17 protein-coding genes and 1 pseudogene are annotated in these 16,845 nt (G+C 60.4%); 12 read left to right on the top strand and 6 right to left on the bottom strand.

Going from position 1 to position 16,845, the window contains the following annotated elements; genetic code table 11:
- Positions 1 to 88: 88 nt before the first annotated feature.
- Both ACOYXE_RS15945 and olsB read right to left on the bottom strand, forming a co-directional pair.
- Positions 89 to 883, bottom strand: coding sequence for a lysophospholipid acyltransferase family protein (locus ACOYXE_RS15945; RefSeq protein ID WP_160056444.1), 795 nt, complete (start codon positions 881 to 883; stop codon positions 89 to 91).
- Positions 883 to 1,638 (bottom strand): L-ornithine N(alpha)-acyltransferase, encoded by a 756-nt coding sequence (gene olsB / locus ACOYXE_RS15940; protein WP_160056446.1) that lies wholly within the window; start codon positions 1,636 to 1,638, stop codon positions 883 to 885. Before olsB ends, ACOYXE_RS15945 begins: the two co-directional genes overlap by 1 nt.
- A gap of 153 nt (positions 1,639 to 1,791) precedes the next feature.
- Here olsB and ACOYXE_RS15935 point away from each other — a divergent pair, with 153 nt between their 5' ends.
- The 5 genes from ACOYXE_RS15935 to ACOYXE_RS15915 all read left to right on the top strand — a co-directional run bounded on the left by ACOYXE_RS15935 (position 1,792) and on the right by ACOYXE_RS15915 (position 6,102).
- Positions 1,792 to 2,670 (top strand): acyl-CoA dehydrogenase middle domain-containing protein, encoded by an 879-nt coding sequence (locus tag ACOYXE_RS15935; protein WP_160056448.1) that lies wholly within the window; start codon positions 1,792 to 1,794, stop codon positions 2,668 to 2,670.
- A 166-nt stretch (positions 2,671 to 2,836) separates the two neighbouring features.
- Positions 2,837 to 3,916, top strand: coding sequence for a serine hydrolase domain-containing protein (locus ACOYXE_RS15930; RefSeq protein ID WP_460926278.1), 1,080 nt, complete (start codon positions 2,837 to 2,839; stop codon positions 3,914 to 3,916).
- Positions 3,913 to 4,209 (top strand): amidase, encoded by a 297-nt coding sequence (locus ACOYXE_RS15925; RefSeq protein ID WP_160056452.1) that lies wholly within the window; start codon positions 3,913 to 3,915, stop codon positions 4,207 to 4,209. Before ACOYXE_RS15930 ends, ACOYXE_RS15925 begins: the two co-directional genes overlap by 4 nt.
- 143 nt (positions 4,210 to 4,352) lie before the next feature.
- Complete coding sequence (locus ACOYXE_RS15920; RefSeq protein WP_160056454.1) at positions 4,353 to 4,943, top strand: YceI family protein; 591 nt, start codon at positions 4,353 to 4,355, stop codon at positions 4,941 to 4,943.
- A gap of 1 nt (position 4,944) precedes the next feature.
- Positions 4,945 to 6,102 (top strand): phospholipase D-like domain-containing protein, encoded by a 1,158-nt coding sequence (locus ACOYXE_RS15915; protein WP_460926276.1) that lies wholly within the window; start codon positions 4,945 to 4,947, stop codon positions 6,100 to 6,102.
- Positions 6,103 to 6,242: 140 nt separating this feature from the next.
- Here ACOYXE_RS15915 and bglX read toward each other — a convergent pair whose 3' ends face one another.
- Positions 6,243 to 8,534, bottom strand: a complete 2,292-nt coding sequence (gene bglX / locus ACOYXE_RS15910; protein WP_460926275.1) for a beta-glucosidase BglX — start codon at positions 8,532 to 8,534, stop codon at positions 6,243 to 6,245.
- 261 nt (positions 8,535 to 8,795) lie between these two features.
- On the opposite strand from bglX, the gene ACOYXE_RS15905 reads away from it, so the two are divergent.
- The 4 genes from ACOYXE_RS15905 (at position 8,796) to ACOYXE_RS15890 (ending at position 12,330) form a co-directional block, all read left to right on the top strand.
- On the top strand, positions 8,796 to 9,404 hold the full coding sequence (locus ACOYXE_RS15905; RefSeq protein WP_116028830.1) for a LemA family protein: 609 nt from the start codon (positions 8,796 to 8,798) through the stop codon (positions 9,402 to 9,404).
- A gap of 13 nt (positions 9,405 to 9,417) precedes the next feature.
- The gene (locus ACOYXE_RS15900) at positions 9,418 to 10,173 is read left to right on the top strand and encodes a TPM domain-containing protein (protein WP_460926274.1); all 756 of its coding nucleotides are present in this window, start codon (positions 9,418 to 9,420) and stop codon (positions 10,171 to 10,173) included.
- 33 nt (positions 10,174 to 10,206) lie between these two features.
- Positions 10,207 to 10,824, top strand: coding sequence for a TPM domain-containing protein (locus tag ACOYXE_RS15895; RefSeq protein WP_160056464.1), 618 nt, complete (start codon positions 10,207 to 10,209; stop codon positions 10,822 to 10,824).
- 288 nt (positions 10,825 to 11,112) lie between these two features.
- On the top strand, positions 11,113 to 12,330 hold the full coding sequence (locus tag ACOYXE_RS15890) for a class I SAM-dependent methyltransferase (protein ID WP_405122183.1): 1,218 nt from the start codon (positions 11,113 to 11,115) through the stop codon (positions 12,328 to 12,330).
- Positions 12,331 to 12,396: 66 nt separating this feature from the next.
- Here ACOYXE_RS15890 and ACOYXE_RS15885 read toward each other — a convergent pair.
- Positions 12,397 to 13,303, bottom strand: a pseudogene (locus ACOYXE_RS15885) (DMT family transporter).
- A gap of 291 nt (positions 13,304 to 13,594) precedes the next feature.
- Between ACOYXE_RS15885 and ACOYXE_RS15880 the strand changes: the two are divergent.
- The 3 genes from ACOYXE_RS15880 (at position 13,595) to ACOYXE_RS15870 (ending at position 14,949) form a co-directional block, all read left to right on the top strand.
- On the top strand, positions 13,595 to 14,176 hold the full coding sequence (locus tag ACOYXE_RS15880; RefSeq protein WP_095049176.1) for a DJ-1/PfpI family protein: 582 nt from the start codon (positions 13,595 to 13,597) through the stop codon (positions 14,174 to 14,176).
- Positions 14,177 to 14,189: 13 nt separating this feature from the next.
- The gene (locus ACOYXE_RS15875) at positions 14,190 to 14,495 is read left to right on the top strand and encodes a ribbon-helix-helix domain-containing protein (protein WP_016982789.1); all 306 of its coding nucleotides are present in this window, start codon (positions 14,190 to 14,192) and stop codon (positions 14,493 to 14,495) included.
- A gap of 109 nt (positions 14,496 to 14,604) precedes the next feature.
- Complete coding sequence (locus ACOYXE_RS15870; RefSeq protein WP_460926273.1) at positions 14,605 to 14,949, top strand: YegP family protein; 345 nt, start codon at positions 14,605 to 14,607, stop codon at positions 14,947 to 14,949.
- 143 nt (positions 14,950 to 15,092) lie between these two features.
- Here the strand turns inward: ACOYXE_RS15870 and ACOYXE_RS15865 are convergent, their stop codons facing one another.
- Together ACOYXE_RS15865 and ACOYXE_RS15860 are read right to left on the bottom strand one after the other, a co-directional pair.
- Positions 15,093 to 15,974 (bottom strand): dihydrodipicolinate synthase family protein, encoded by an 882-nt coding sequence (locus tag ACOYXE_RS15865; RefSeq protein ID WP_160056472.1) that lies wholly within the window; start codon positions 15,972 to 15,974, stop codon positions 15,093 to 15,095.
- A 22-nt stretch (positions 15,975 to 15,996) separates the two neighbouring features.
- Complete coding sequence (locus tag ACOYXE_RS15860) at positions 15,997 to 16,779, bottom strand: aldolase (protein WP_405122179.1); 783 nt, start codon at positions 16,777 to 16,779, stop codon at positions 15,997 to 15,999.
- Positions 16,780 to 16,845: the final 66 nt, after the last annotated feature.

Genomic DNA, 16,845 nt, shown 5'->3' with positions numbered 1-16,845 from the left:
CTCGCGATAGCGGTGTGTCAGTCGACATTAGTATTGACTGACACAGCGCTATCGCGAGCAGGCTCACTCCTACAGGGGATTTGTGTTTTCAAGCGGCAATCAAATCGCCGGCACGACGCGGTTCGGCCGGTTTCGCCACTTCGCCAAACAACGCCTTCTGCACCGCCTGCTGCGCTTCAAACGCCAACGCCGCGCGCTCACGCCCCTGACAGGCGAGCGGCTTGAGCAGGTGCACTTCGACATCGCCGCAATCATTGCTGAACAGGCGCATCAGGTGCGAGAGCAGATCGTCGTCGCCAATGAACGGCGCCAGCGCGTCGATTTCGCCATCACGCAGATAACGAATCGCCACCGGTTGCAGCATCACCTCGGAATCAATCGCCGCCGCCAGCAAGCGACCGTGAAAGGTACGCAGCGAACGGCCATCGGTGGTGGTGCCTTCCGGGAACATCAATAAGGCATGGTCGGTTTGCAGGTGACGGGTCATCTGCTTGCGGATCAACTGGCTGTCGCCCGAACCGCGACGGATGAACAGGCTGCCGGCCTTCGCCGCCAGCCAACCAGCCACTGGCCAGGTGCGCACTTCGGCTTTGGACAGAAAGGACAGCGGTGTGAGCATGCCGAGCAGCGGAATATCCGTCCACGACACATGATTGCTGACCCACAGCATCGGCTGTTTTGGCAGCTCACCGTGAACCGTCACGCGAAAGGGCAGGGCGTTGCTCAAGCGCGCCATGAAAAAGCGCGACCAGCGCTGACGCCGCTCCATCGAATGCGCCAGACCAATCCGTTCAAATACGCCGAAGACGCTGGCCATGGTCAAGCCCAGCGACACCACCAGCAGCACCCGCGCGATCCGCGCGTACACCCGCAACCGGCTCATCACACGGCCGCCTTGAAGTGTTTGGCGTAGCGCGGGCAGAGTTCGTCGCGCTTGAGCAGGATGAACACGTCGGCGACCTGGAAGTCCTCGTCCCAGCATGGCTCGCCGCAGATCTTCGCGCCCAGGCGCATATAAGCCTTGAGCAGTGGCGGCATTTCCGCGATCACGTTCGATGGAATATCCAGCGTCGGCAGCGGATTTTTCGGCTCGGCGCGCAGGTTTTCGGTGCACAGATAACGTTCGCGCAGGCGCTGCATGATCGCGTGGGCCTGAATGCCGCCGTCCTGCATCGGGATGCTCGCGCAACCCATCAGATAACTGTAGCCACCCTGATTCAGCACTTCGGCCAACTCGCCCCACAGCACCGCGATGGTGCCACCGTTGCGGTACGCCGGGTCGACGCAAGTACGTCCGATTTCGAGGATCGGGCCTTGCAGATGCGTCAGGCCATGCAGGCTGAATTCTTCTTCGCTGTAGAACTTGCCGAGGCTGCTCGCGGCCGTGTGATCAAGCAAACGCGTGGTCGCCACCAAGCGGCCGGTGTTCAAGTCACGCACGCCGATGTGGCTGCAGTGAACATCATAATCATCCATGTCCAGACCCAGTTCCGCGCCTTTCAGCTTGGCGTTGAACTCGCCGCTGAAGACGTTGAAGCGCAAGGCCTGGGCTTGCTGCAGAGCCTCGGCGCCGATCAGGCGTTCGGCTTGCAGGCGGCGTTCATTGCCGGTGTCGCTGATGCGGGCGATCTGAGTCATGTGAATCTCCGTACGGGCCTTTAACCCGTCGTGGGTTGCAGCCGATCGACTTTCTTTATGCAGCCGTGTTGTGCAAAGTCAGGCTATGTAGCCCCGGTGTCATCGCCATGAACGTTCGGTGATGCTTATATGACAGCCCACAAGGAGCCTCCTATGCCCTGGCCAGATCTGCTGCACAGCCGTGAACGATTGCCCGCCGTTGCTGACCTGGCCGAGGGTTTTGCGACGTTGTTGCAGCAACTGGGCAACGTCACACCGTTCGAATTGGCGGTCGCGGGCGGGCGGCGGATGGCGACGCCGGGGCTGGCGTTTCTGGTCGGTTATCAAGCGGCTTTGCGCATGTTGTGGCCGAGTGCGCCGCTGAGCCTGGGCGCTTTGTGTGCGACCGAACAGCGCAGTTTGCGTCCGGCGGACATGCAGACGCGGCTCACCGATTTACGCCTGAGCGGGCGCAAGGACTTCGTCACGGCGGGCGATGCGGCGGACTGGCTGTTGATTGCTGCGCGCAGTGAAGAGCCTGGTGAAGCGCCGCGCCTGAGCTTGGCGGTGGTGTATCCCGGCGAGCCCGGCGTGATCGTGGAAAAACTGCCGGCGCTGCCGTTGATGCCGGACATCAGTCATGGCCGGTTGCAGCTGGATGGCGCGTTGTGCGAATTGTTGGCGGGGGATGGCTGGGATGCTTACGTCAAACCGTTTCGCACCCTTGAGGATGTCTATGTACTGAGCGCAATGACCGCGTGGCTGTATGGCGTCGGACAGGACAGCGACTGGCCGCAGGCGCTGCAATTGCGCTTGCTGGCGCTGTTGGCCGGGTGTGCCGAGGCGAGCCGGCAACCGCCGAACAATCCGGCCGGGCATGTGTTGCTGGGTGGGCTGTTTGCGCAGTTTGAAGCGCTGGAGGGTGAGGTGAGTCAGGCGTTGGCTGACGGGCCGGCAGAATGGGCGCAGATGTGGCAGCGCGATCAGGGGGTGATGCAGTTGGCGGCGGGGGCTCGGGCCAAGCGGTTGGCCAAGGCTTTGGCGGCGGGCTGAAGGGCCTCATCGCGAGCAGGCTCACTCCTACAGTTGATCGAGTTTCGTCAGTTGAAATGCGATCCCCTGTAGGAGTGAGCCTGCTCGCGATAGCAATCTAAATAACACCGCATACTTGTCATCAACCCCGACTAGTCTCAGCAGGTTCATTCCCAGAGCCCTCACCATGCGCAAAGGCCTGCCCCTGTTTCTGCTGCTGATCTGCTGCACCGTTCAGGCCGAACCTTGGCCCGCTGAACAATGGTCAACCGGCCCGAAGGTCACCGGCCCGACCGTTGAGGCGCTGGAGAATTACGCCTTCCCACCCCGCGACGACGCAACCCGCCAAGGCATCCGCACCGATGCACTGCTGATCATTCGCGACGGCCAGATCCTCTACGAACGCTACGCCGGCCCGACCACAGCACAAACCCCGCACCTGACCTGGTCAATCAGCAAAAGCCTGATGGCCAGCGTGCTCGGTGTGGCCTACGGCGAGGGCCTGTTCAAACTCGACGATCCTGCCGCGAAATTTTACCCGCCACTGAGCAAACACCCGGCGATAAAAATCGCCGATCTGCTGCACTGGGCATCCGGTATCGACTGGCAGGAAGACTACGAGTACGCCCCGCTGAAATCCTCGGTGGTGGCGATGCTCTATACCCGTGGTCATCGCGACATGGCTGCGTTTACCGCCGATCACGATGCCTACGCCGAACCGGGGCAGGCCTTCCACTATTCCAGTGGCGACAGCAATCTCTTGGCGGCAGCGTTGAAAACGATCGTCGGCCCGCAGCGTTATGCGGATTATCCGTGGACGGCATTGTTCGAGCCGTTGGGCATCCGTCACGCCGTGTGGGAAACCGATGCCAGCGGCACGTTTGTCGCGTCTTCTTATGCTTATCTCACCGCGCGGGATCTGGCGCGAGTCGGGTTGCTGATGGCCCGCGACGGCCGCTGGGAGGCGCGGCAAGTGCTGCCCAAGGACTGGCTCGCGTTCAATCTCAAACCCTTCGCTGGCTATAAGGCCCACGAGGATGAGGCCGTGCCCGGCGGCCACTGGTGGCTCAATCGTCCCGTCGATGGCGCCGCATCACCGTGGCCTGATGCACCGCCTGACACCTTCGCTGCCCTCGGCCACTGGGGCCAGGCGCTTTATGTGATCCCCAGCGAGAAACTGGTGATCGTGCGATATGGCGATGATCGTGACGGTGGCTACCATCACAACGAGTTGCTTAAACGTGTGCTGAAGGCGGTGCGCCCATGAAGCGCTTTTTGCTGTTGCTGCTTGTTTTGCTGCTCGGCTGGGTCGTCTACGAGCGCGAAAATCTGTGGGCCTTCCCCGACATCATCAGCGCCTACACCGCCAAGGAATACTGCTCCTGCCGGTATGTGATGAACAACGATGCCGAGTATTGCCGTGGCTATGTAAAACAATGGCTGCCGACCAGCCAGTTCACCGATGACAGCGCCAGCAAAACCATCACCGTCAGCGGCATGGGTCGCAGCAATCGCGCCCAGTGGTTGAGCGAACGCCAAGGCTGTCGTTTACAGCCATAAAAGATCGCAGCCTTCGGCAGATCCTACATGACCGGGTCCACCCTGTAGGAGCTGCCGAAGGCTGCGATCTTTTGATCTTGATGTTGCAATAACTTTGGGGGCGGTTAAGGTTCGTGCAGGTTTATCGGCCCCACGAGTGTTCAATGTTCAACCGCTCCCTGTGTGCAACCCTGTCCAGCCTGCTGCTCGCCGCCGTCGCGCTGCCGGCGCAGGCCAATTGGTATCTGGACGGCGAGTCGTCGCGGCTGTCGTTCGTCAGTACGAAAAACGCCAATGTCTCCGAAGTGCAGCGCTTTCTGGTGCTGCACGGTAAGGTCGATCCCAGTGGTCGCGCCGAAGTCGAGGTCGAGATGGACTCGATCAACAGCGGTATCCCGCTGCGCGATGAGCGCATGCGCAAGGAGCTGTTCCAGATCGAGCAATTCCCCGAAGCGACCATCACCACCCAGATCGACCTGCGCCCGATCAACGATCTGGCCCCCGGTGCGCAACTGGAATTGCGCCTGCCACTGACCGTCAATCTGCACGGCAAGCAGCACGAATATCCTGCCGAGCTACTGGCGACGCGTCTCGATGATCGTCGTTTTCAAGTGGTGACGCTAGAGCCGCTGGTGATCAACGCCGAGGATTTTGATCTTGCGCCGGGGCTGGAAAGTCTGCGCAAACTCGCCGACCTGTCGGCCATCAGTCTGTCGGTGCCGGTGGGTGCGGTGCTGATCTTCACGGCGCGCTGACATGCGCGGCGCGGTGTTCCCGTGGCGGGATGGCAACCGGTTCGAGCTGTTGATCGATGGCCCGCAATTCTTCCCGCGCATGCTCGAACAAATTGCTGGCGCTCAGGAGCAGATCGAACTGGAGTTGTATCTGGTCGAGGCTGGCGCCTGTGCCGAAACCATCGTGCAGGCACTGGTGCTGGCGGCCGAGCGTGGCGTACGTGTGCGGTGCCTGTTCGACGATTACGGCAGCCTGGCGTTTACCCTCAATCTGCGCCAGCGCCTGACCCAGGCCGGGGTTGAACTGCGTTTCTACAATCGGCTGAACTGGCGGCGCTGGGTCGGTAATTTCTATCGTGATCACCGTAAATTGTTGCTGGTCGATCAGCGTCTGGCGGTGGTCGGCGGTACTGGCGTCACTGACGAGTTCTGGACGCCGGGCCAGGACACCAGCGAATGGCACGAGGTGATGGTCGAGATCAGCGGCCCGTTGGTGATCGACTGGCAATTGCTCTTTGACCGCCAGTGGATTGCCAACCGCTATCGCCGCGCCTGGCGTCCGGCCGCGCATTTTGGTCTGCCACGGTTGCCGCGCGTGCCGGACAAGGGCGAGGGCATGGGCCGCGTGGCGTATGCCGACGCCCGTCAGCACCGCGACATTCTGCAATCGCTGTTTCGCGCTTTGAACAGCGGGCAAAAACGCATCTGGATGGCCACACCGTACTTCCTGCCAACGTGGAAAATCCGCCGCTCCCTGCGCAAGGCGGCGGCGCGCGGTGTCGACGTGCGCCTGCTGCTGACCGGGCCGCGTACCGATCACCCGTCGGTGCGTTACGCCGGGCATCGCTACTACCCGCGACTGCTCAAGGCCGGGGTGCAGATCTTCGAATACCAGCCGTGCTTTCTGCATTTGAAAATGGTCTTGGTGGATGATTGGGTGAGCATTGGCTCGTGCAACTTCGACCACTGGAACCTGCGCTTCAATCTGGAGGCGAATCTGGAGGCGCTGGACCCGTCGTTGACGGCAGCGGTAGAGGCGAGTTTTGTGACGGACTTCGGGCTGAGTCAGCAGGTGAGTCTGGAAGAATGGCAGCGCCGACCGTTGTGGCGGCGGGTCAAGCAGCGGGTTTGGGGCTGGGTGGATCGGGTGGTGGTCAATATTCTCGACCGCCGCGGCTAAAACCGATTCTGAATACACCCTAAATCCAATGTGGGAGCGAGCCTGCTCGCGAAAGCGGTGTGTCAGTCAGCAATTGTTTAGCTGAATGACCGCTTTCGCGAGCAGGCTCGCTCCCACAGGGTTTTGCGGTGTGCTTGCGGTTATAGCAGTTCAAAGCTCTGCTGCGTCACGTCCTGCGAATCCAGGCCGATCTGCACGTTGAACTTGCCAGGCTCCGCCGCGTACTTGAGCTGGGCGTTGTAGAACTTCAGGTCATCCTCAGTGATGGTGAAGTGCACGACTTTCTGTTCGCCGGCCTTGAGCATGATTTTCTGGAAGTTCTTCAGTTCTTTCACCGGGCGGATCATCGAGCCGGTGACATCCTGAATGTACAACTGCACCACGGTTTCGCCGTCACGCTTGCCGGTGTTCTTCACCATGACGCTGGCGTCGAGTTTGCCGGTGGCATTCAGGGTGGTCGACGACAGCGCCATGTCGCTCAAGGCGAATTGGGTGTAGCTCAGGCCATACCCGAACGGGAACAGCGGCCCGGTGGTGTCATCGAAATACTGCGAGGTGTAGTTGCCCGGTTTGCCCGGCGTGAACGGCCGGCCAATGCTCAGGTGGTTGTAGTAGGTCGGGATCTGGCCGACCGAGCGCGGGAAAGTCACCGGCAGTTTGCCCGACGGGTTGTAGTCGCCGAACAGCACATCAGCAATGGCATTGCCGCCCTCGGTGCCGCTGAACCAGGTTTCCAGAATCGCGTCAGCCGACTGGTTCTCTTCGAGAATCGTCAGTGGGCGGCCGTTCATCAACACCAATACCAACGGTTTGCCGGTAGCTTTCAGCGCACGGATCAGCTCGCGCTGGCTTTCCGGGATGTTCAGGTCGGTGCGGCTGGAGGATTCGTGGGACATGCCACGGGACTCGCCCACGGCGGCGACGATCACGTCAGCGTCCTTGGCGGCTTTCACGGCTTCGTCGATCAGCACGTTGGCCGGGCGCGGGTCATCGACCACTTCCGGCGCATCGAAGTTGAGGAAGTTCAGGTAATCCAGCACCTTCTTGTCGCTGGTGATGTTGGCGCCACGGGCGTAGATCAGGTTCGACTTGTTGCCGATCACCGAGCTCATGCCATCGAACAGCGTCACCGATTGCGCAGGGCGCCCGGCGGCGGCCCAACTGCCCATCATGTCGATCGGTGCTTTGGCCAATGGGCCAACCAGTGCGATTTTTGCGTCTTTCTTCAGCGGCAGGGTTTCGTTCTGGTTCTTCAGCAATACCAGGCTGCGACGCGCGACTTCACGAGCCTCGGCGCGGTGCAGACGGCTCTCGGCGTAGGTGTCGGCCGGATCGTCTTCAGCCTTGCCGATGCGCAGGTACGGGTCCTTGAACAGGCCCATGTCGTACTTGGCGGCGAGCACTTCGCGCACTGCGTTGTCGATATCTTTCTGGTCGATCTCGCCGGACTTGAGCAGCCCCGGCAGCTCTTTGCCGTACAGGGTGTCGTTCATGCTCATGTCGATACCGGCCTTGATCGCCAGCTTCGCCGCTTCACGACCGTCGCGGGCAACACCGTGCTTGATCAGCTCAAAGATTGCACCGTGGTCGCTGACCGCCAGGCCTTTGAAGCCCCAGTCGCGGCGCAGCAGATCGTTCATCAGCCAGGTGTTGGCGGTGGCCGGAATGCCGTTGATCGAGTTCAACGCGACCATCACACCACCGGCGCCGGCATCAATCGCGGCGCGGTACGGCGGCAGGTAATCCTGGTACATCTTCACCGGGCTCATGTCGACGGTGTTGTAGTCGCGACCGCCCTCGACCGCGCCGTACAGGGCGAAGTGCTTGACGCTGGCCATGATGCTGTCGGCCGCGCTCGGGGTGGCGCCCTGATAGGCACGAACCATGACGCCGGCAATGCGCGAGGTCAGGTAGGTGTCCTCACCGAAACCTTCGGAACTGCGGCCCCAGCGCGGGTCGCGGGAGATGTCGACCATCGGCGCGAAGGTGATGTCGAGGCTGTCGGCGGCGGCTTCCTTGGCGGCAACGCGCCCGGACTGGCCGATGGCGTCCATGTCCCAGCTCGAGGCGAGGGCCAGCGGAATCGGGAAAATCGTACGGTGACCGTGGATCACGTCGTACGCAAAAAACATCGGAATCTTCAGGCGACTGCGCATGGCAGCGTCCTGCATCGGACGGTTTTCCGGACGGGTGATCGAGTTGAACGTACCGCCGATATTGCCGGCGGCGATCTCTTTGCGGATCAACTCGCGAGGCATTTCCGGGCCGATGCTGATCAGGCGCAACTGGCCGATCTTTTCATCGAGGGTCATCTGGTTCATCAGGTTGCTGATGAACGCATCCTTGTTTTCCAGGGGTACCGGGGTCGTGGCGGCCAATACTTGATGACTGGCCAGGCTGACGAACAGACCCAGCAAACACAGCTTCTTCATGAATATTTTTCTCAAGGGCCCAAGCGGCAATGCAACGCCGGCCAGCCAAAATTTAGGGAGCGACTATTGTTGTTCGGGTACGGGCTCAAAGAAACAGAGCCAAAAACGGCAGCCGACACTTGCCAGCATGATCACGCAGGGCACTTTTTAGCCCATTGCCCCGTCGTAATCCAGCGACGCGGCCGATTATGCCCCAAGAGCCCGCTGAGAATGTTTCGCGCTCGGTTTTTATAATGATATGTGCCAAGGAGCATCACTGCGATGAATGTAAGCCCAACCAATCGCTCGCGTTTGCAGGTCGCCACACTGCTGGTGCTGGCCACGCTGCTGACCGCGTGCGGCATCAACAATATCCCGACCCTCGACGAACAGGCCAAAGCCGCGTGGGGGCAGGTACAGAACCAGTACCAGCGCCGCGCCGACCTGATCCCCAATCTGGTGGAAACGGTGAAGGGTTACGCCAAGCATGAAGAGGAAACCCTGACCGCAGTGATCGAGGCGCGGGCGAAAGCCACGTCGATTCAGGTCGACGCCAGCACCCTCGACAACCCGGAAAAACTCAAGCAGTTCCAGCAGGCGCAGGATCAATTGACCGGTGCGTTGAGCCGCTTGATGGTGGTCTCCGAGCGCTATCCGGATCTGAAGGCCAACCAGAACTTCCTCGCCCTGCAATCGCAGTTGGAAGGCACGGAAAACCGCATCGCCGTGGCGCGCCGCGATTTCATTCTGGCGGTGCAGAAATACAACACCGAGATTCGCACCTTTCCCGGTCGCCTCTGGCACAGCGTGATGTACAGCGATCTGCCGATCCGCGAAACCTTCGAAGCCACCACGCCCGGCGCGGAAAAAGCCCCGCAAGTGAAATTCTGATTCGAGGTTGTCCATGCGCGTGTTGAAAATGGGCCTGGTGCTGATGCTGTGGTTGTTCGCCGTCAGCGCCCGGGCCGAGTTGACGTTCCCGGCGCTGAGCGGGCGGGTGGTGGACGAAGCGCAGATGCTCGAGCCGTCGGTGCGCGCGCAACTGAGCCAGCAATTGCAGGCCCACGAGCAGGCGACCGGCGAGCAACTGGTCGTGGTCACGCTACCGGATCTGCAAGGCACGACCATTGAGGATTTTGGCGTTCAGCTCGGGCGACACTGGGCCATCGGGCAAAAGGACAAGAACAACGGCGCGCTACTGATCGTTGCTCGTGACGAGCGCAAACTGCGCATCGAAGTCGGTTATGGCCTGGAGGATCGGCTGACCGACGCGCAGACTTCAGTGATCATCCATCAAGTCATTACGCCCGCCTTCAAGGCCGGCAATTTCAGCAAAGGCATCAGCGACGGCGTGGCGGCGATGCTGGTGGTGCTCGGCGGTAATCCGCTGGATGAGCCGTCGACGGTGTATGAATCCAGCGGTGATCCGTCTGATGATTTCATCTCGCGGCACCCGGCATTGTTCGTGTTTTTGGTGATGTTGTTCATCCTGACGGTGTTTGTCTGCCAGATGCTCGGTATCCTGCCTGCCGGCCGGGGTGGCTCCGGAGGAGGGGGTGGCTTCGGCGGTGGTGGCGGATTTGGCGGCGGCGGTGGAGGCGGAGGCTTCAGCGGCGGCGGGGGCAGTTTCGGCGGCGGTGGTTCGTCCGGCGGCTGGTGATATCAGAAGAATAATGAGCAGGCACTTTTCAACATGGCACTACTGACCGAACACGAACAACGCAAAGTCGCCGAGGCGATCGCCCGGGTCGAGCGCGACACCGACGCCGAACTGGTGACGGTGCTCGCGGCGCGCGCTGATGACTACGCGTACATCCCGCTGTTGTGGGCGAGCCTTTTGGCGCTGGTGGTGCCCGGCGTCGTGCACTACCTGACCGGGTGGTTGACCATGCACAGCTTGCTGCTGGTGCAGTGGGGGGCGTTTATCGTGCTCTGCCTGCTGTTTCGTCTGCCGAAAGTCACTACTCATCTGATTCCGCGCCGCGTGCGGCATTGGCGCGCGTCGAACCTGGCGCGGCGGCAGTTTCTCGAGCAGAACCTGCATCACACGGTGGGCAGCACCGGCATGCTGATTTTTGTCTGTGAGGCGGAGCGGTATGTGGAGATTCTGGTGGATGAGGGGATTTCCAAACGGCTCGATAACAAGAGTTGGGATGCGATTGTGGCGGCGTTTACTGAGCAGGTCAGGCGGGGGCGCACATTGGAGGGGTTTGTCACGTGTATCGAGGCGTGTGGGGAGTTGCTGAAAGTGCATGTGCCGGTGACGCAGGTGAGGAATGAGTTGCCGAATCGGTTGATTGTGCTGGGGTAAGACCTGGATTATTCGTCGACGCTGAGATCCAGCCCCTCACCCCAGCCCTCTCCCAATGGGAGAGGGGGAAAGGGAGCAGATCGGGGGCCTTTCAAACTTGAGTTCGGCTCGGTATTTCAGGTCGGCGTAACTCGTGAAAACACCTCGGTCGGTCCCCTCTACCTCTGGGAGAGGGCTAGGGTGAGGGCGCTTCAAACAACCGTTGGGTAAATAAGAGCGTGTCCCCAACCCCCATCCCCCCTAAAATACCCGCCATTCCCGATTTCGCCCGTCCGAGGCCGCTTCTCCATGCCCGTTACTGCTCCAGCCACCAAGCCTGCGCCCGATCACCACGCCCAGTTCATCGAGCTGCTGCAAACCAGTCTCGAACAGAACGGCTTCATCAAACTGGTACTGGCCAAATACGTCGGTGAAGAGGCGGATCTGCAGCGGGTCATCATCAAGCCGGTGACCGTCAAAGCGCAGCCTAACCTGTCGTTCGTCTATCGCTACAAAACCCGCGACATCACCAAAAACCTGCCCTTGGTCGAAGGTGTGGCGGCGATTGCCGGGTTGTTGCCGGCCTCGTTCAAAAATGCACATTTACTCGCGGTGACTGACGAAGCCCAGCTCGAATACAGCAAAAAGGGCAAGAGTTCGCTGTTCAAGAGCAAACCTCAGCAATTGCGCGAAGCACCGTCCGCCGAGCACAACCGCGAGAAAAACCGCTTTCTCGAATTGAGCCGGCCGTTCCTCAAGGACCTCGGCGTGACCAATGCGCAACATGAGCTGATCCCGGCGATGTCGCGCAAGTGGAAGCAGATCAACAAGTTCATCGAAGTGTTCAGCCACGCCCTGACCTCGTCGCCGCTGGCGCTGGACCAACCGGTGCGGGTGGCGGATTTCGGTTCGGGCAAGGGTTACCTGACGTTTGCGATTCACGATTACCTGCGCAACACCTTGAAGGCCGAGGGCGAGGTCACTGGCGTTGAGTTGCGTGAGGAAATGGTCAACCTGTGCAACGCCGCGGCGGCAAAACTCGATCATCCGGGGCTGGTGTTCAAGTGCGGTGACGTACGCAGCGTGGCGCCGAGTGAACTGGACGTGATGATCGCCTTGCATGCCTGCGACATCGCCACTGACTACGCGATCCACACCGGCATCCGCTCGGGCGCGTCGATCATCATGTGCTCGCCGTGCTGCCACAAACAGATCCGCCTGCAGATCCAGAGCCCGGCGTTGCTCAAACCGATGCTGCAATATGGTTTGCATCTGGGGCAGCAGGCAGAAATGGTCACTGACAGCTTGCGCGCGCTGTTCCTTGAGGCCTGCGGATACGAGACCAAGGTCTTCGAATTCATCTCGCTGGATCACACCAACAAGAACAAGATGATTCTGGCAGTGAAGCGCGCCGAGCCGGTGGATCCGGCGCAGTTGTTGGTGAAGATTCAGGAGTTGAAAGACTTCTACAACATCAGCGAGCACTGCCTGGAAACCTTGCTGCGCGCTGACGGCTACCTCGCCTGACACAAAACCCTGTGGGAGCGAGCCTGCTCGCGAAAGCGGACTGACAGTCAACGATGATGTTGGCTGTTACGGACCCTTCGCGAGCAGGCTCGCTCCCACATTTGATTTCACCGCAGTCTTGCGGCCGAGAATGACAGTGGCAATCACACCACACGCAAACACCCAGGTAATCGGCTCGACATGTTCACCAAAGAACAGCGCCGAGAACGCGATGGTAAAGAAAATCTGCAACAACTGGATCTGACTGACCCGGGCAATCCCGCCCATGGACCAGCCCGGCGTACCAGGCAAAGAAGCCGAGAAACTGCGAAAACAGCGCCACATAACCAAACGCCCACCAGGTCTTGGCCGACACCGCGCCCTGATGTTGCAGCGCCAGATACAGCACCGGCCCGATCAACAGCGGCGTCGACAGCACCAGCGCCCAGCAGATCACCTGCCAGCCGCCCATCTCCTTGGCCAATCGGCCGCCTTCTGCATAGCCCAGCCCCCCGACGGCAATCGCGCCGAGCATCAACAGATCACCCGCCTGAATGCTGCCCGCTCCGGTATACAGCGCATAACCAAGCACCAACGCACTGCCCAGCGCCGCGCAGGCCCAGAAGGCTTTTGACGGGCGTTCGTGTGACAACCACGCGGCATACAGCGCCACGCACAGCGGTTGCAGGCCGTTGACCAGCGCACCGTGGGATGCCGGCAAGGTTTGCATGGCCCACGCCGACAACACCGGGAAACCGAGAATCACCCCGGCGATTACCAGGCTCAGGCCTTTGACTTGCTGCCACGTCGGCCATTTCTCGCGGTGCCACAACAACAGCAGCGCTGCCGGAATCGCCGCGAACAATGCGCGGCCCAAACCGTTGAGCAGCGGATGCAGTTCCTGCACCACGATGCGGGTGAAGGGCAGGGTGAGGCTGAAAATCACCACGCCGAGCAGGCCGAGGGCCATGCCGGTGTTTTCGCGCGAGGACATGATGGTGGACCAGAATTGAAGGTGGCAGGGAATGGCCTTTATAAAGCCATAAACCATGACTTTCTGGCTGTTACAGCTAGGCACGGACTTATCCGTACAGTTGCGGGTAATCCCCGCAACGTAGGAGCTGCCGAAGGCTGCGATCTTTTGATTTTACGGGCAAGATCAAAAGATCGTCCGATCGCGGCCCGAGCCTTCGGCAGCTCCTACAGTAGTAGCCCGTTGTTACCCGTCACTCTCGAATAGGTCTACCTTGAACACTTCCAGGTAATTTCCAGAGGAGTCCTCCCCATGGCCGCGAAAAAGATCCTGATGCTGGTCGGCGATTACGTCGAAGATTACGAAGTGATGGTGCCGTTCCAGGCTCTGCAAATGGTCGGTCACACCGTCCACGCTGTTTGCCCGGACAAGGCTGCCGGCAAAACCGTGCGCACCGCGATTCATGACTTTGAAGGCGATCAGACCTACAGCGAAAAGCCCGGTCACCTGTTCGCCCTCAACTTCGACTTCGCCAAGGTCAGCGAAGCCGATTACGACGCGCTGTTGATCCCCGGCGGTCGTGCCCCGGAATACCTGCGCCTCAACGAAAAAGTCCTCGACCTGGTGCGCGCCTTCGACAAGGCCGGCAAACCGATTGCCGCGGTCTGCCACGGTGCGCAATTGCTCGCGGCGGCGGGCGTGCTTGAAGGCCGCGAATGCAGCGCCTATCCGGCCTGCGCGCCGGAAGTGCGCCTGGCGGGCGGTACGTACATCGACATCCCCGTGACGGACGGCCACGTTCAAGGCAATCTGGCCACAGCCCCGGCATGGCCGGCGCATCCGAACTGGCTGGCCGGTTTCCTTGGCTTGCTCGGCACTAAAATCACCCTGTAACGAGGAATCGCCGATGTGCGAGCTCTACGTCAAGGCTGACCCGATTCTCTATGAATCACGCTCGCGCTCGCTGCGCATCTGCGGCGTGGTGACCACGTTGCGTCTGGAGAATCAGTTCTGGGACATCCTCAGCGAAATCGCCGAGGTCGACGGCATGACCACCAACCAATTGATCGCCAAGCTGTATGAGGAGGTGATGGATTATCGCGGGGAGGTGGTGAATTTTGCCTCGTTCCTGCGGGTGAGTTGTACGCGCTATTTGAGTCAGCGGCGGGTGAGTGCGCCGGAGTTGTCGGTGGTGCGGGCGGTGGTGAAATAGCCGGCACCGAGTTGCCTCATTCGCGAGCAGGCCGGTACAAGCGACAGATAGTGAGGACTGGTCTTTACTCTGAAGCGCGAAATCTCTCAATCGCCAAGGAGCAACGAGCATGTCCGGATGGTACGAAATCAGTAAAAGCAGCAACGGCCAGTTCAGGTTTGTGCTGAAAGCGGCGAATGCCGAAACGATTCTGACCAGCGAGCTGTACACCACTCGCGCCGCAGCCGACGGCGGTATCGCTTCGATGCAAACCAACAGCCCGCTGGATGAACGCTACGAGAAGAAGTCGACGAAGGATGGCCATCCGTACTTCAACCTGAAAGCGGCCAATCATCAGGTCATCGGCAGCAGCGAGGCGTATTCATCGGATGCGGCGTGCGATAAAGGCATTGCCAGCGTCAAGGTGAACGGGCCGAGCAAAGTGATCAAGGACAAGACTTTGCCGGTGCTCTGACCTCACTTTCAAATCCACCAAAATCCCCTGTGGGCGCGAGCCTGCTCGCGAAAGCGGTGTATCAGTCAACATCATCATCGACTGATACATTGTCTTCGCGAGCAGGCTCGCTCCCACATTAAATTTGCTTTGTGTCAGGGAGATCAGCGCAGGGTCTTCAGGATCGTTTTCAGCTGCGTTTGACCTGCCTCACTCAATGGAAACACCGGCAAACGCGGATCGCCCGATTCAAGCCCTGTCTGCCGCAACCCGGCCTTGATCGTCGCCGGCAAGCCACCCTTGAGAATGAAATCCAGCAGCGGCAGCTGGCGATAGAACAAATCCCGCGCGCGATCCAGATCGCCGGCCATGGCCGCGTCATAAAGATCCAGGTTCAACTGCGGAATCAGGTTCGGCGCCGCTGTGCACCAGCCTTTCGCCCCGGCGGCAAACGCTTCCAGCGCCAGCGGATTGCAGCCGTTGTAGAACGGCACCTGACCTTCGCCGAGCAGTTGCAGCTTGTGCATGCGTTGAATATCGCCGGTGCTCTCCTTGACCATGGTCACGTTTTCCACGCCATTGACGATGCGCAGAATCAAATCCACCGACATGTCGGTGCCGCTGGTGGCCGGGTTGTTGTAGAGCATGATCGGCACGCCGATGCTTTCGCCGATGGCGCGGTAGTGGGCGAGGATTTCCGCTTCGGTGAGCTTCCAGTACGAGGCCGGCAGCACCATCACCACATCGGCGCCGTGGGCTTCAGCGAAACGCGCGCGGCGTACGGCTTTGGCGGTGGTCAGGTCAGACACGCTGACGATCGTCGGCACACGTTTGGCCACGTGCTTGATGCTGAACTCGGCGACCTGATCCCACTCCGCATCGCTCAGGTAAGCGCCTTCGCCGGTGCTGCCCAATGGCGCGATGGCGTGGACGCCGCTGTCGATCAAGCGATCGATCGATTGGCCGAGCGCTGGCAGGTCCAGCCCTTCGCCGTTGGCGCCGAACGGGGTGATGGTGTAGCCGATGATGCCGTGAATAGTGGACATGGGAATCTCTCCGTAACAGGGTTCAGTTCAGGCAATCGGCGTGTTGACGCAGGTTCTGCCGGGCGTAGTAGTTGAAGGCCGCGGCGTGGCGTTTCGGCTTGGCGATCCAGTCGTGCGCCTCGCGGCCCAGCTCGGGAATGATCGGCTTGATCGTGCCGGCGGCCATCGCCAATAGTTGCAGTTTGGCCGCGCGCTCGATCAGTTGGGCGATGACACAGGCTTCCTCAATCGTCGTACCGGTCGACAACTGACCGTGGTGCGAAAGCAGGATCGCGCGTTTGTCGCCCAGTGCACCGGCAATCAACTCGCCCTCTTCGTTACCGACCGGCACCCCCGGCCAGCCTTCGAGAAATGCGCAGTCGTCGTACAGCGGGCACAGATCCATGTGGGAAATCTGCAGTGGCACTTCCAGCATCGACAGCGCCGCCACGTGGGTCGGGTGAGTGTGGATGATGCAGTTCACATCCGGACGAGCCCGGTACACCCAGCTGTGGAAACGGTTGGCCGGGTTGGCCATGCCGTTACCTTCGAGGACCTCCAGATCCTCGTTGACCAGCAGCAGATTGCTCGCGGTGATTTCGTCGAAACCCAGGCCCAATTGCTGAGTGTAATAGGTGCCGGGCTGCGGCCCACGAGCGGTGATTTGCCCGGCCAGGCCTGAGTCGTGACCGTTTTCGAAGAGAATCCGGCAGGTCAGGGCCAGCTTTTGCCGGTCGGTCCACGTATTATCCGCGAGGCTTTTTTGCATCTGGGTCAGCGCTTGCTTGACCAGTTGGTCTTTGGGTAGTGCTAATGTCTTAGCCATGTCTGTGTCCTTTGGGTGAGTGCAAATGACACGAAAGAGGCTATATGACACAAAGTGTCATTGGCA

It is taken from the genome of Pseudomonas sp. MC6 (assembly GCF_054790575.1).
This window is presented reverse-complemented; position numbering and strand designations above follow the sequence as displayed.